11 protein-coding genes are annotated in these 14993 nt (G+C 37.4%); 1 reads left to right on the top strand and 10 read right to left on the bottom strand.

Features of this window, described 5'->3' with window-relative positions; all coding sequences use genetic code 11:
• Positions 1 to 52: 52 nt before the first annotated feature.
• On the bottom strand, positions 53 to 796 hold the full coding sequence (gene nfsA, locus SAZ04_RS08500) for an oxygen-insensitive NADPH nitroreductase (RefSeq protein ID WP_332694002.1): 744 nt from the start codon (positions 794 to 796) through the stop codon (positions 53 to 55).
• A gap of 149 nt (positions 797 to 945) precedes the next feature.
• Here nfsA and SAZ04_RS08495 point away from each other — a divergent pair, with 149 nt between their 5' ends.
• On the top strand, positions 946 to 2127 hold the full coding sequence (locus SAZ04_RS08495) for a DUF418 domain-containing protein (RefSeq protein WP_332693999.1): 1182 nt from the start codon (positions 946 to 948) through the stop codon (positions 2125 to 2127).
• A gap of 399 nt (positions 2128 to 2526) precedes the next feature.
• On the opposite strand, the gene SAZ04_RS08490 is transcribed toward SAZ04_RS08495, so the two are convergent.
• From SAZ04_RS08490 to lepB, 9 genes are all read right to left on the bottom strand, one after another.
• On the bottom strand, positions 2527 to 3726 hold the full coding sequence (locus SAZ04_RS08490) for an ornithine--oxo-acid transaminase (RefSeq protein WP_332693996.1): 1200 nt from the start codon (positions 3724 to 3726) through the stop codon (positions 2527 to 2529).
• Positions 3727 to 3936: 210 nt separating this feature from the next.
• Entirely contained in the window at positions 3937 to 5319 is a 1383-nt protein-coding gene (locus SAZ04_RS08485; RefSeq protein ID WP_332693993.1) for a YjiH family protein, read from the bottom strand.
• A gap of 58 nt (positions 5320 to 5377) precedes the next feature.
• Entirely contained in the window at positions 5378 to 6283 is a 906-nt protein-coding gene (gene rocF, locus SAZ04_RS08480; RefSeq protein WP_332693990.1) for an arginase, read from the bottom strand.
• Between the two features lie 213 nt (positions 6284 to 6496).
• Positions 6497 to 7417, bottom strand: coding sequence for a proline dehydrogenase (locus tag SAZ04_RS08475; RefSeq protein ID WP_332694282.1), 921 nt, complete (start codon positions 7415 to 7417; stop codon positions 6497 to 6499).
• 75 nt (positions 7418 to 7492) lie between these two features.
• Entirely contained in the window at positions 7493 to 9037 is a 1545-nt protein-coding gene (gene pruA, locus SAZ04_RS08470; RefSeq protein WP_332693987.1) for an L-glutamate gamma-semialdehyde dehydrogenase, read from the bottom strand.
• A gap of 331 nt (positions 9038 to 9368) precedes the next feature.
• Positions 9369 to 10364: a Gfo/Idh/MocA family protein gene (locus SAZ04_RS08465; protein WP_332693984.1), complete on the bottom strand. Its 996-nt coding sequence runs from the start codon at positions 10362 to 10364 to the stop codon at positions 9369 to 9371.
• Between the two features lie 307 nt (positions 10365 to 10671).
• Positions 10672 to 12150, bottom strand: a complete 1479-nt coding sequence (locus tag SAZ04_RS08460; protein ID WP_332693981.1) for an NCS1 family transporter — start codon at positions 12148 to 12150, stop codon at positions 10672 to 10674.
• A 384-nt stretch (positions 12151 to 12534) separates the two neighbouring features.
• Entirely contained in the window at positions 12535 to 13707 is a 1173-nt protein-coding gene (yhbH, locus tag SAZ04_RS08455) for a sporulation protein YhbH (RefSeq protein ID WP_332693978.1), read from the bottom strand.
• Between the two features lie 527 nt (positions 13708 to 14234).
• The gene (lepB, locus tag SAZ04_RS08450) at positions 14235 to 14771 is read right to left on the bottom strand and encodes a signal peptidase I (protein WP_332693976.1); all 537 of its coding nucleotides are present in this window, start codon (positions 14769 to 14771) and stop codon (positions 14235 to 14237) included.
• Positions 14772 to 14993: the final 222 nt, after the last annotated feature.

Raw genomic sequence — 14993 nt, 5'->3', positions numbered from 1 at the left:
TATTTAAAAGTGGCGGCACACCAAAATAAACTTTTTTTCTTCTGCCTATTTCTTATTTACTCAAGAAGCCTTGCTTCTTTAGAAAATCACCTACTTGAGGTCTTTTCGGAGTGGACAGAAATTGAGCCATTAACTGTGACCATGTATCCGATCGCTTACCTTTTGTTCTTTCATAATAATACGATTTCATCACTTGATCGTATTCATCAATCGCCTCTTTAATTTTTGTTTGATTGTATTTCTCCTTGTGGACAACAGCCCTTTGAGGCAAACGTGGCTTTTGTTCAGGGTTTTGTGCTGGATAGCCAATACATAAACCCATAACAGGAAATGTCAACTGGGGCAACCCAAGCACTTTAGAAACCGCATCCGGGTCATTTCTAATTCCACCTATCATCACTCCACCAAGATCATATGATCTAGCTGCTATCAACATATTTTGTGCAACAAGAGCAGCATCTACCGCTCCAACAAGAGCCTGTTCTTGTTCCCCAATTTCAAACGCTTGTCCGTGTTTATCACTAGCCTGTTTTAAACGATAAAAATCGGCACAAATGACAAAGAAGACCGGACAAGTTGCAACATAGCTTTGATTACCGGCCAATGTAGCCAGCTCTTTTTTCTTTTCTTTATCTTTAATCACAATAATACTATATGCTTGGACATGATGAGACGTCGGTGCCCATCTACCTGACTCAATAATTTCATCAACCACTAGATCCGTTACCTGTTGATTCGTGAAAGTTCGAATAGACCTGTGACTTTTTAACAAATCAATCAAGTCATTGTTCTTCATAATTGTTCCTCCCCCATTTTCCATTTCTTTTTAGTTTACAAAAGTTTTCCTCGTAAGTACAACGCTTTGATTCCTTTGAAAAATAGTCTTGTGATTCAACTGGAAATCACTTACAATTACAAAAGAAAAACCTTACTAGGAGGTTACCTATGAATAAACGCTCCACTCCACTAAATGAGGAAAATCGAATTCTCTCACTTGATCTTATGAGGGGTCTTGCCTTGCTTGGTATTTTATTAGCTAATAGTTTACATTTTCAATATGGTTTATTTCTCATCCCTGATATTCATAATTATTACCCTCTAGGATGGATAGATCACATTGCAGAAGGGTTTATACGTACCTTTGCCACAGCTAGTTTTTATACACTTTTCTCTTTTCTTTTTGGCTATGGGATGGCCTTTTTAAAGGAACGACTCGAACAGCAAAATAAGCCATTTAGCTCACTTTACTTTCGGCGGACACTTATTTTACTCCTTGTTGGCTTCATTCACGGCACTTTCATTTGGGATGGGGACATTTTATTCATCTATGCACTTACCGCGTTTATCCTTTTTTTCTTTTTAAAATTAAAAGAAAGAGGGTTACTTACCTGGGCATTTCTTTTTCTGTTTCTCATGGCTCTTTCCATTGCAAGCCCTGAGGATGAATCAACGTTAGCTCTTGATGAGCAGCTTGTAAATTACTCACTTGAGGAAAAAGAAGTCCTAACTTCTGGTAGCTATTTTGACGTTGTCTCTTTTCGCTTGCTTGCAGATCCGCTTGGCTTAGGGATAGCAGGAGATGTTATCATTAATGCAACAGGTATGGTTAGTGTTCTCGGCATGTTTTTATTAGGTGCCTTTGTTGCTCGAAAGAAGTGGCTTCTAAATGTTTCTAAACACCGAAACCTTTTCGTGAGGATATGGTGGATTACGTTGCTAGTCGGCTTTCCATGTAAAATCGCTTTTCTATTTAATGACACGTACGCATTTGAAATGCTTCATACAACAATTGGTGGTCCGCTTGTTGCGATGTTTTATGCATCTAGCATTGCTCTTCTCACTTCTAATCCTAAATGGGGAAAACGACTACAACCACTTGCTTATGTAGGACGTTTATCGTTAACGAATTATTTGCTGCAATCTCTTGTCTTTACTACTTTATTTTATGGGTATGGATTTGGTCTTTTTAACAAAATTGGAATCGTTAGTGGAGTCGTTCTTGTTATTGTCTTCTTCTTCCTTCAGATTATTGCAAGTAGATGGTGGCTCTCTCGTTATCATCTAGGATTATTTGAATGGATGTGGCGTGCTGGAACATACTTAACCTTACCTAAATTGCGCAGATAAACGAGAGAAAAAGAGGGGAGCTCATACTCATTATCACAATGGTGCTCTGTCATCTGGGTGTGATTTTTGAGATACCCTCTTTTCTAGTTACAATTGTTTCTTTGATTTAAAGGAAAGATTATTATGACCCGTACCCCGTTGACGGTAGATTTTCACACCTGACTGACCCTTCAAAAAGCTTATTTCTCTTATGTATACATTCTGTAAATAACACTCTTACAAACCACCCTTACGAGCTTTTGACGTTACATATTTTAAAAAAGCACACAAAAAAGCTGGATTGGCTCGAAGCCTTTCCAACTTTTTTATCTTTTCCACATTCTATCACGTTTTCTTTTCTTTTTACATAAAATATTGCTTTATAACGAATGGTTTTAGGTAAGTATCAATCATAAGCGTTTAAGAACTAGGCTGTAGAACGGTTCTTATTTTTTCAATAGCCCAGTCCAATTCGACCTTTTTGATCACGAGTGGTGGTGCAAAGCGAATGACATGAAGATGTGTTTCTTTACATAACAACCCTTCTTCTTTTAACTGCTCACAATATGACCTGGCTGGTTCTGTCAACTCGATTCCGATAAATAATCCTCTTCCTCTAACCTCTTTTATTTTCGGGTTATCGATTTTTTTTAATTGACGTATGAAATAATCGCCTAATTCAAGTGAACGTTCTACTAATTTCTCATCTTTGATTACTTCTAGTGCTGCGATCGCAACAGCACATGCTAACGGATTTCCACCGAATGTAGAACCGTGTGACCCAGGTTCGAACACACTAAGAATATTTTTGTCTGCAGCAACAACTGAGATTGGAAACACTCCTCCACCCAATGCTTTTCCTAAAATATACATATCTGGTTCGACCTTTTCCCAGTCACAAGCGAACATTTTACCCGAGCGCCCTAAACCAACTTGAATTTCATCAGCTATAAACAAGACATTTTCTAGTTGACACACATCATAAGCTGCTTTTAAAAACCCTTCAGGTGGAATAATAATCCCAGCTTCTCCCTGAATTGGTTCAACTAAAAATGCTGCTGTCTTCGGTGTAATCGCAGCTTTCAATGCTTCTATATCCCCATATGGAATAATCTTTATACCAGGCAACATTGGACCAAACCCGCGTTTATACTCCTCATTTGAAGATAGAGAAACAGCGGTCAACGTACGCCCATGAAAATTATCTTCACAGACGATAATTTCAGCCTCATTAGCTGGTACTCCCTTACAATCATAAGCCCAGCGACGCGCTGCTTTTACTGCTGTTTCAACCGCTTCAGCTCCTGTATTCATTGGGAGAATCATATTTTTTCCCGTGAGATTTGAAACCTTTTCGTAAAAAGGGGCAAGTTTGTCATTGTGAAATGCTCTAGATGTCAACGTTACTTTGTCTGCTTGTTGTTTTAATGCTGCAACAATCTTCGGATGACAATGCCCTTGATTCACTGCTGAGTATGAGCTTAACATGTCTAAGTAACGATTGCCCTCTGGGTCCCTCACCCACACCCCTTTTGCTTCAGAAATCACAATTGGCAATGGCTGATAGTTCTTTGCACCATATTGTTCTGTCCTTGCAATAATCGTTTTAGTGTCAGTCATAACTTTTCCTCCTCCATGAATCTTCAACGCGGTTACTCAACATTCTTGCTCTCGTTCATGTTCTCTCTTCATAAGATGCGAGTTTGATGCCAACGTTCACCTAAAGACCATTCAACTACCTTCAAGAAAATCTCGTTTTATAGCAAATTCATTTTTAGGTAATAACAAAAGGTCGGGTTTTAAAACCTTTCATCATTACCTTAACAATATTTAAAAAATAATGTGTGCGATAACTACTATAACCGGTAAAGTAATAAGTGTTCTCTCTAGAAAAATAACAACCAAATCAGTGAATGTAACTGGCAGCTTTGATGCTAACAGCAATCCACCTACTTCTGACATATAGATTAACTGGGTGACGGAAACACAGGCGATAACAAACTTGGTCAATTCACTTTCAATCCCACTTCCAATAACTGCTGGTAAAAACATATCAGCAAATCCAACAACCATCGTTTGGGCAGCTTGAGCAGCCTCAGGCACCTGCATAATTGATAAAATTGGAACAAACGGAGCTCCTAATACGGCAAATACAGGAGTATATTCCGCTATTATTAATGCAATTGTCCCAAATGCCATGACTACCGGGAGGACACCAAACCACATATCTAAAACGTTTTTCATTCCGCCTTTTGCATTGATAGAAAATCCATTGTTTTCATTTGCACGCTGCAGGGCTTTATTCATTCCGTATTGGAAAACATTCACCCTTTCCGTTGTGTTCGTCTCTTCCTTCTCGAGACTTGCTTTTATATACGTATCAGGTTTACGTGAAAGTGGTGGAATCCGTGGGCAAATAATGGCAGCTATAAAGCCTGCTATCATAATCGTTACGTAATAAGGAACAAATAAATGCTCTAATTCCATATATGCAAGAATTACGATACTAAATGTGATGGAAACAACGGAAAATGTAGTTCCTATCACTGCGGCTTCACGCTTAGTATAATGCCCTTCTTCATACTGCTTGTTTGTTAACAAGACACCAATTGTCCCATCTCCCATCCAAGAAGCCATGCAATCAATTGATGATCGGCCAGGAAGTGTAAAGATTGGTCTCATTACTTTGTTTAACAATGCACCGACTAACTCCAATAACCCAAAGTTTAATAGTAATGGCAAAAACAAGCCTGCAAATAAAAAGATTGAAAATAATAAAGGAATAAGCTCATACAATACTAACCCACCTGTATATTCAGAGAACACCCACGACGGACCTAACTCAAATAATGTCAGAATTGCGAAAACGAAACCTAACAATCTGACTATAAGCCATGCAGGATGCACGAGAAATAAACCTCTCATTAACTCGTTTTCTATCATTGTTTTAGGCTTTGCCAATGTAATCCAAGCAGATAATAATGCAACAATTAACAAAAGAATAGTCGTAACCAGTGGTAAGACATCTATGAACAACCCTTCGACTCCCTTTGCCAATAATGCAACAGGAATCGTTATCTCATCATTGTACGTTAACGGAACCATAAATATAAAAATCCCAAGTAATGAAGGAAGAATAAACCGTATATAGTCAACTAATAATCGACTTTGGATTTCTTCTTTCTTTCTTATTTTTCTATCTTCAATTGCCAAAATTATTCTCCTCCTTATCTTACAAAGATTATATTATACACGTTTCCGTTATCAATTGTTAGATGAGTTTTTTCCCAAGTAATGATGCAACTAATTCTGTTGCCACATCAGCTGTTTTGTTCTTATTATCTAATATTGGATTCACCTCAACAAACTCTGCTGACGTGATGATTGCCGCTTCTGCTAACATTTCCATTGCTAAATGGCTCTCACGATACGTAATACCTCCAAGTACTGGCGTTCCAACTCCCGGAGCATCCAATGGGTCAATTGCATCTAAATCAAGACTTAAGTGAACGCCATCGGTATTAGTCTCTAAATAATGAATCGTTTCTTCCATAACTCGAGTCATCCCTTTACGATCAATTTCATGCATCGTAAAGACTTTTAATCCTTTTTTCCTTATTAACTCGCGTTCCCCTTCATCAATCGATCTTGCCCCTATAATAACAATGTTTTCTGGTTTAATTTTAGGCGCATATCCGCCTATTTCTGTTAGTAATGGGTGGCCTAAGCCTAGATTTATTGCTAATGGCATCCCATGAATGTTTCCAGATGGTGAGGTTTCAGCTGTATTTAGGTCTGCATGGGCATCGTACCAAATAACACCTAACTCCTTATAATGTTTACTTATTCCCGCAATCGAGCCAATACTAATACTGTGATCGCCACCCAACACTAAAGGAAATCCTCCCTCTGACAGAATCTCATCTAATTCTCTACAAAGTTCTTCACTTGTTTTTATAACCTCTTGTAAATTTTTTAAGTTTTGTTCACGTGTTGTACCATTTGAAAAACGGTTAATTTTTATATCCCCATAATCTTTGACATTGAATCCTAAACCTTTGATTTCTTCAATTAAACCAGCATATCTCATTGCACTCGGTCCCATATCAACTCCACGACGAATTTGACCTAGATCCATTGGTACACCTACGATAGAAATTTGCTTATGCTCCCTCATAATACAATATAACCCCTTTCATTAATGGAGATCTAAATAATTATTTCATTGTATTCAAACTCCTTAACGAAAGATCGGTCTTCATTCTATCTTTTTAACGATTCATTTCGTTAGTCTGCTATACAGTTTTACTACTATATTGAAATGACCAATCTTGTACCCATTTACCTTTTTGAAAAAGCCGTAACGTATTTGGTTACGACTTTTATGTTATTATTTTGAAAAGAAACCCTTTAACGCAAATGATACATTCTGCGGTCTTTCTGCTAACCTTCGCATAAAGTACGCATACCAATCTTTTCCAAAAGGGACATAAACCCTCATTGTATAACCTTCTTTTACAATTCGTTCCTGCATGTCTTTCCGAAAACCATAAAGCATTTGGAATTCAAATTGAGATTTTGGAATTTGCTGTTCAATGCAAAACCTCTTTATTTTTGCAATAATCTCATGATCATGACTTGCTATTGCCGTATAACTACCCGTTAGCAAGTGTTGCTTTATTAATTCAATATAATTCTCATCAATTCTTTCTTTTTTTTGATAAGCTACTTCAGGTGCTTCTTTATATGCCCCTTTCACAAGACGCAACGGAACACCGCTCAAACTTTCTAAGTCTTTTTGTGCACAATGCAAATAGGCTTGAATAACCGTCCCAACATTGTTATAATTCCTCCTGAGCTCGGTTAAAATTTCTAACGTTTGATGATAATGTGCATAGTCTTCCATATCAATTCTGACAAAGTTATTATTCTTTTTTGCGACGTCTAAAATTTGCAGCATATTATCTAAACATAGTTTCCTATCAATATCGAGTCCAAGTTGGGTTAACTTAAGAGACAAATTGCAAATCACACCCGTTGCTGCAATCGTTTCTAATGTTTCAACACATATATTAGTCGATTCAATAGCCTCTTCCCTATTTAATACAAATTCTCCTAAATGATCGACTGTACATACCAACCCTTTGTCATTAAGCGTTTTCACGACCTTCATCACACTAACGATCGACACTCCAGCCACCACTTGTGCTGCACCAAGCTTTAGCCCCCATCTTTTTGCACTTTTGTTCAGCACCTTATTCTTTGATAAATAGAGAAAGAAGTTTTTTGATAATTTTTCAACTAACACAATATTCCCCCCCTTGTACCTTTGACCTCCTTTTTTTCGATAATTCAAAAGGAAAAACTACCCTCTTTGAACTACCTATTATAGCTGCTCTGATAGTAACTTAGCCTGTGTAAACAGAAGCAGATAATCAGGTCCTCCTGCCTTTGAGTCCGTCCCTGACATATTAAAACCTCCAAATGGATGATATCCGACAATGGCTCCCGTACATCCACGGTTAAAGTAGAGGTTTCCAACATAAAATTCCTCTTTTGCTTTCTCGATATGGGCACGATTATTGGTGATCACTGCTCCTGTTAAACCATAATCTGTATTATTAGCAATCTCTAATGCGTGATCAAAGTCTTTAGCCTTGCAAAATGCAACAACAGGTCCAAAGATTTCCTCTTTCATTAATCTAGCATTTTCATCGACATCCGCAAAAATTGTTGGTTGGATGAAATAACCTTTTGAATGATCACCTTTCCCACCTGCAACTAATGTGCCTTCCTCTTTGCCAATTTCAATGTAACTCATCACCTTATCAAACGCAGCCTGATCATTTACGGGTCCCATAGACGTTCTTTCCGTTGGATCTCCTACTGTTAACTTTTTCGTAAGTGCAATGGCTTTTTCTAGCACGTCATCATAGACTTCTTCGTGAATGACTGCTCTTGAACAAGCTGAACATTTTTGACCTGAGAAGCCAAATGCAGATTGCACAATTGATTCAGCTGCTAAGTCAAGGTCAGCTTCGTTATCAACAACAATCGTATCCTTTCCTCCCATTTCAGCTACGACTCGTTTCAACCAAATTTGCCCTTCCTGTACTTTTGCTGCTCTTTCATAAATTCGTACGCCTACATCTTTTGAACCTGTGAAACTAATAAAACGTGTTTTTGGATGGTCAACTAAATAATCTCCTACTTCACTGCCACTACCAGGGATGAAATTAACCACACCAGCTGGAAGACCAGCTTCTTCTAATACTTCCATAAACTTTGCAGCAACAACAGGTGTTGTACTTGCCGGTTTTAAAAGAACTGTATTTCCTGCGACAAGTGCCGCTGATGTCATTCCAGCCATAATTGCAAACGCAAAGTTCCAAGGAGAGATAACAACACCTACTCCAAGAGGAATATAGGAAAGACGATTGTTCTCGATCTTCCGACTTTCAATTGGATACCCTTTTGTGAGTTCAATCATTTGACGTCCATAGTATTCTAAGAAGTCAATCGCTTCAGCAGTGTCTGCATCAGCTTCATTCCATGGCTTTCCCGCTTCATAAACAAGATAAGCAGAGAACTCATGTTTACGTCGTCTCACAATTGCTGCGACTTTAAATAATATATCTGCACGCACCTCTGGATCCCACTTTTTCCATGTTTGAAAAGTCTTAACTGCCACTTGCATAGCTTTTTCTGCTAAATCTTTGCTTGCCTTAGAAACTGTTCCAACTACCTCGGAAATATGCGCTGGATTAACCGAAATAATTTTCTCTTCCGTTGATATTTTTTCATTTCCGATAACTAAGTCGTACTCTTTTCCTAACTCACTTTTCACTTGATTTAATGCTTTCTTAAAATCTCGAACATTCTCCTCAAGAGTGAAATCTGTAAAAGGCTCATGTTTGTACGGTACTGACATAGCAATCGACTCCTTTTTATCCATATCGTCTACACTTTCCTAATTTCCAGATTCATTCCATGATTTTTTAATCAATAATTTTTATTACAGGCTTAGGAATAAGCAGGCAATGTTTACAATAGCGTCTGCGCAAATTTCAAATTATCCTTCCCAAATGACAGAACTTGTAATGAATGGTCTCAAAACAAAAGGGTCTGACCGCTAGTATACAATTTATGGCGTGTAATAAAATCGACCTCCATATATTGTTAGAAACTAGTCGCAATCAGACCCTGTTACGTCACTCTCATTTGATCACTTACTATTATATATGCGAAACTTCCAAGTTATATTATGAATTCTTGCCTGCATCAGCAGGATAGACAATGCCCATCTCTTTTCGAGCTTCCTCTAGAATATTTGCAGTGATTAACGATCTCTCATATGAATTAATTGATGATTCAAATTGATTATTAGTAAGTAAGGTAATAAACTCCTTGACCTCATAGTACATGGAATTACTCTCTTGAGACTGGCTAATATCTTCAACCGATCCATCCTTATACCTTATTTCAACTTTTTCAGGACTATGAATTTTATCAATTAGAATGCTCCCATTTTCTCCTTGGATTTCAGAAGGAACGTACGAATTGGTAATTTTAGAATACATGATAACTGCATCCATCTCTTCATATTGTAAGATCATGCTGCCTTCGCCATCTACACCAGAATCTAACTTGTAACAACGTCCCGCTACATTGTTTGGTTCACCAAACAAAACAACAAGTGGATGGACAGCATAAATACCAATATCCAATAACGAACCATTTGAAAATTGTGGATCAAAAGCATTTAAAACTTCCCCTTGTTTATAACGATCATACCTAGACGAATATTGACAATAACTCGCAAAATAACGACGAACTTTGCCGATTTTATGTAGGTGATCTTGGATTGTTTTAAAATTCGGAAGGAAAGTTGTTTTTAGAGCTTCCATTAATAAAACATTATTTTCGCGCGCACATTTGACCATTGCTTCTACTTCTAGAGTATTTGATGCAAATGGTTTTTCGCAAAGAACATGTTTGCCCTTTTTCATCATTAGAATAGCTTGACTTGCGTGAAACGAATTAGGACTGGCAATATATACTGCATCAAACTCCTTACTTTTAGCCATTTCCTCTAAGTTTGTAAATGTAACATCGACTTCAAACTTTTCAGCAAAATCCTTTGCCTGTTTTTCTGTCCGCGAGTACACAGCTGTTAAAGAAAAGCTATCTACATTTCTTGCCGCTTCAATAAAACTTTCTGTAATCCAATTTGTTCCGATTATTCCAAACCGTATCATTCTAAATCCCTCCAACTTTTGTGGTGCTGTTTCTTCAACTTTAACTGGTAACAAAATCGTCATAGAGTTCCAAATTCGGTACACTTTTGATATGTAATGAGCCTATATGTGACTAATAATTTTTCGACTATCTATACTATTATAGCATTTACTTTTAGAGGTTGTTCTAGGTAAAACTACTTTTTGCAAATCTATTTGTAAGTCCATTTTCAACTACGTTAAGTAGTTCTCGCTTGATCATTTGTTATTATTAACTCCAGACAAAAAGCCCCGTACAGATCTCATAAACTGTTACGGAGCCACTCTTTTATTTCGATGTTGCTGCAGCAATTTCTATTTCTACATCACTACGTCCTTTTTCTAATTCAATCTTCCAGTCTCTTCCAACGGTTAATCCTAAGTACTTCTCGTCACTAGGATCAATCAATTCCGCTTGCTTATATTTTTCAAACCACCAATATTTAGCCAACACATAATAACTTACTCCACCTATTATGAAGCCAACGATAAACGAATAAGTTGGGAAAAATAATGCAATTCCCCCACCAATAACCCAAGAGAAATACCCAGCGAGATTCACACCATTCATGTATTTATATTGCCCTTCGCTTTCGTATAAATCTGGGACATTAACTCTGCGCTTTCGAAGTAAATAATAGTCAGAAATTAAGATGCCAACAATAGCTGAAAGTACTGCAGCAATAATCAATAACATATCAATAATAATGCCAAATAAACTCCATGGTTGAACTGCAATTCCAATAACACCTGCACCGATTACCCCGACCCCAAAAGGTACCTTTGGTCCTCCGACATTTGAAAATACAACTGCAGCTGGAATAAGATTAGCAGATATATTCGTTGACCACTGCGCGAGTACTATCATCAATAATAGAACTCCTAATATCACCCCACTTGCTGATTGTTGCAACGCAACAACTGGATCATAATCTGATACAGCAATATAGGAAACGGCACCAATCACCACCATAAACGTTTGAACAATTGGGTACGCAATTAAGTTCCCTGCAACTTGTGCTTTGTTTCGTTTAAACCAATTTCTTTCAAGCTTTGGAGCTTTTACAAACCTAGAAATTGAAGGCATATCAGAAGCTAGTGTACCCCAAAATCCCATATTCGCCATAACGACAACCATGAAGGCTGTGAATGCAGCTCCACCAGTAGCTGGATTTTCCACCCAGGTCCAGACTTCACGACCATTTTGTAGGGCTTGATCAGAAAGAGTCATGTACATCCAACCAGAAATAATGATTATTACAGGCGCTGCTAAATCGGCAAACCGCTCAACTGCCTTGATCCCAAGAGCTGTGTTCAATACTTGAAGAGAAGCAAAAATGAGAAAACAAACAAACCAATTATCAAAACCGGAAATTGTCGCTAAAATGGCATTCATTGCAGTTGCCCCAAAGAACGTATTCACTCCAAACCAACAAGATGCCACTAAGCCACGTACGACAGAAGGCATATGAGTACCAACCGTACCAAATGGAGCTCTCATATAAACTGGAAATGATAGACCATGCTCTACACCTATATCACCTGTTAAGGTCATTAAGAGCCCAAGCGCGACGCATGCGATCACTGTTGCTAAAATTACCCATCCTAAGGATAAACTTTGTACACCAGAGCCACCAATTGCAAATGCCGCCAATACGACCGCCATACCGACCCAGATAAATGCAAAACCTAATGAACCTACTTTCTTACCGTTTTGAGTAATTGGCAACAGATCAGGAGACTTCAAAAATTGATTTTTGTTACTCATTAGGATCCCCTTTCGACTTTTAAATGTCAGTCACCTTCTACGCTACTATTTTCAGCTACTTTGGTGATCTAGTAGTCACCTCCATGATCACCAACACTAATAACCTGATTTATCTAAATATTAAAACTATAATACTTTCATTTCGGAATAAATGCACTATACAAAGTGTTAAATGATTTGCTCATTATTTTAACAACTGTGTTTGATCATAAGCAAACTTCTTCTAAATCCCCTTCATTGTGACACTTAATGCACGTTCCTGCTTATTTCATGTGAGTTTTCTTACTGTACTTATTATGATTGTCATTCCCACAAAAAAGGATAGCTACAAAGGTCAACCTTGACCTTTGTAGCTATCCTCAAAATAAAACTGAATATGTTTCTTTATACCATCGCTTCCTCTTCTTCTTTCTTAAAGAATGTCTTCATTGCATGATACACATCGCCTTTTTCTTTTAGTATATGATGGCGAAAGCGAATATCATCAATATTTTTATAAGCACTCATAAGGGTCGAATGACGGCTATATTGATTCACTTCTCCATATCCAAACATACTTGAAACATTCATAAGTTGTTCAACGAGTTTTAAACAGCGAGCATTGTCAGATGTAAGGTTATCACCATCAGAAAAATGGAACGGATAAATGTTGTAACGTTTCGGATCATATTTTCCATCAATGACTTCTAGTGCCTTACGATAAGCAGATGAACAAATCGTTCCGCCACTTTCCCCTTTCGAGAAGAAATCTTCTTCAGAAACAACTTTTGCTTCCGTATGATGAGCAATAAATTCAATATCAACGGTTTCATATTTTGTTCGTAAGAAACGAGTCATCCAAAAGAAGAAACTTCGTGCCATGTATTTTTCCCATCTTCCCATACTGCCACTTGTATCCATCATCGCGATTACTACTGCTTTTGATTCTGGTTTCGTTACTTCATTCCACGTTTTAAAACGAAGATCATCGTTATAGATTGGGATTAAACCCGGTCTACCTTCTAAAGCATTTCTTTTTATAGCGGAAAGAATGGTTCTTCGTTTATCAATATTTCCCATTAACCCTTTTTTACGAATATCATTAAAATCAATGTCTTCGATCAGAATCTCATTTTCTTCTTTCTTTTGTAGATTAGGTAACTCCAACTCTGAAAAAAGCATTTCTTGTAATTCCATAATGGATACTTCTGCTTCTGAATAATCCTCTCCAGCTTGATCACCAGGCCCTTTTCCCTTTCCAGGACCTTGTTGCTTCTGAGCATTGGGATCTCTCGCTACAACATCCCCTACCTTACTCTCTCCTTCACCCTGGCCGACATGTTTATTTTTATCATAATTATAACGGATTTTGTATTCATCTAGAGAACGAATCGGAATACGAATCACATCTCGACCGTTTGACATGACAATATTTTCTTCACTAACAAGATCAGGTAAATTCTTTTTTATCGCTTCTTGTACTTTTTCCTGATGGCGTCTCTGGTCTTGATAACCTTTTCGGTGAAGAGACCAGTTTTCCTGTGACACGACAAATTGACGTTGATTGTTTTTCGTCATGTGATTCCCCTCCCTTTGTATTCTTATAACATCATTCGTATTTTCACATGTAAAAAGTTCATCGATCTTTTCTTTTTCACACTTTGTAAGAACTTTGCATACTATGGTCTCGAGTCATGTGTTGATTTTGAGCCTCTAATAAAAATGGCTTACTTTATCCTATGCAGACAGGGAGGAGAGTTGCTAATAAATTCTGACAAATCTTTTATTTTAAAAATGGACAAGCAAAATAGAAAAGCTATTTATTGCTCTCACTCATTAGGGAATGTCCATATGAACGGTGTTACGCTTAGAAAAACAGATGATTTATTACCGCTAACGCTAAATATATAATATCTATGGAAAATGAAAAGCTAGTTACATTTTATAACTAGCTATTTATATTAGACTAATTATATGGGCAAAATTGATTTTTATACAAAAATAAAGAAGGATCTGTCCTAGACTAGGTAACACAAAACAAGCTTACAAACGCTATGTTTTGTGTGCTAGTGGACAAATCCTTCAAATTCGTCATCCTTCTATTTTCATCTCATTAAACCCGCTTCTTGAATTGGCCAGAAACGCCAATCTACTTTGCCAACTATTTGCTCATTCGCAATAAAACCAAGTCTACGGCTATCTAAACTATTCGGACGGTTGTCACCTAGGACCAAAACATTACCTGGTGGAACAACTTCTGGAATCGCAAAATCATTCGTATATAGACCCCATTCATGGTCTGCAACTCTTTGTTCTAAAAATGGTTCTTCAACTGGTTTATCATTGATATACAAAATATCATCCTTGTAAAAAACGGTTTCTCCAGGGAGACCGATTACCCTCTTTATATAATCTTCTTCTTCATTTGCATGAAACACAACTAAATCAAATCGATCTGGTTCTGAGAAGCCATAACCAATCTTGTTGACGATAAATCGTTCACCATCATAAACATTAGGTGTCATTGACTCACCTTGGACTTCATAGCTCGTAAATAAAAACGTGCGAATTAAGACCGCAAAAATAATAGCTATTATAAATGCCTTTCCCCATTCCATCCATTCATCGTTTTTCGTTTCCACATTTTTTCCTCCGGCTACCCTTTCCTTCAATTTACCAAAGATTTGTAACAACGACAAGTCTGTTATGTGATAAAACGATGGTTTGACTAAACGAAAAGAAGCAGCCTTCCTTTGAAAGAAAGGCTGCCACTCTTGCTTATGGATTCTGAATGTATAAATGAAAGTCTACTCAAGGGTGGCAATGGCTCACACGTTGCGCGTCAGACGATTATTCCCCACTTG

It is taken from the genome of Halalkalibacter lacteus (assembly GCF_036663595.1).
In the GTDB taxonomy this organism is placed as follows: domain Bacteria; phylum Bacillota; class Bacilli; order Bacillales; family Bacillaceae_D; genus Halalkalibacter; species Halalkalibacter lacteus.
This window is presented reverse-complemented; position numbering and strand designations above follow the sequence as displayed.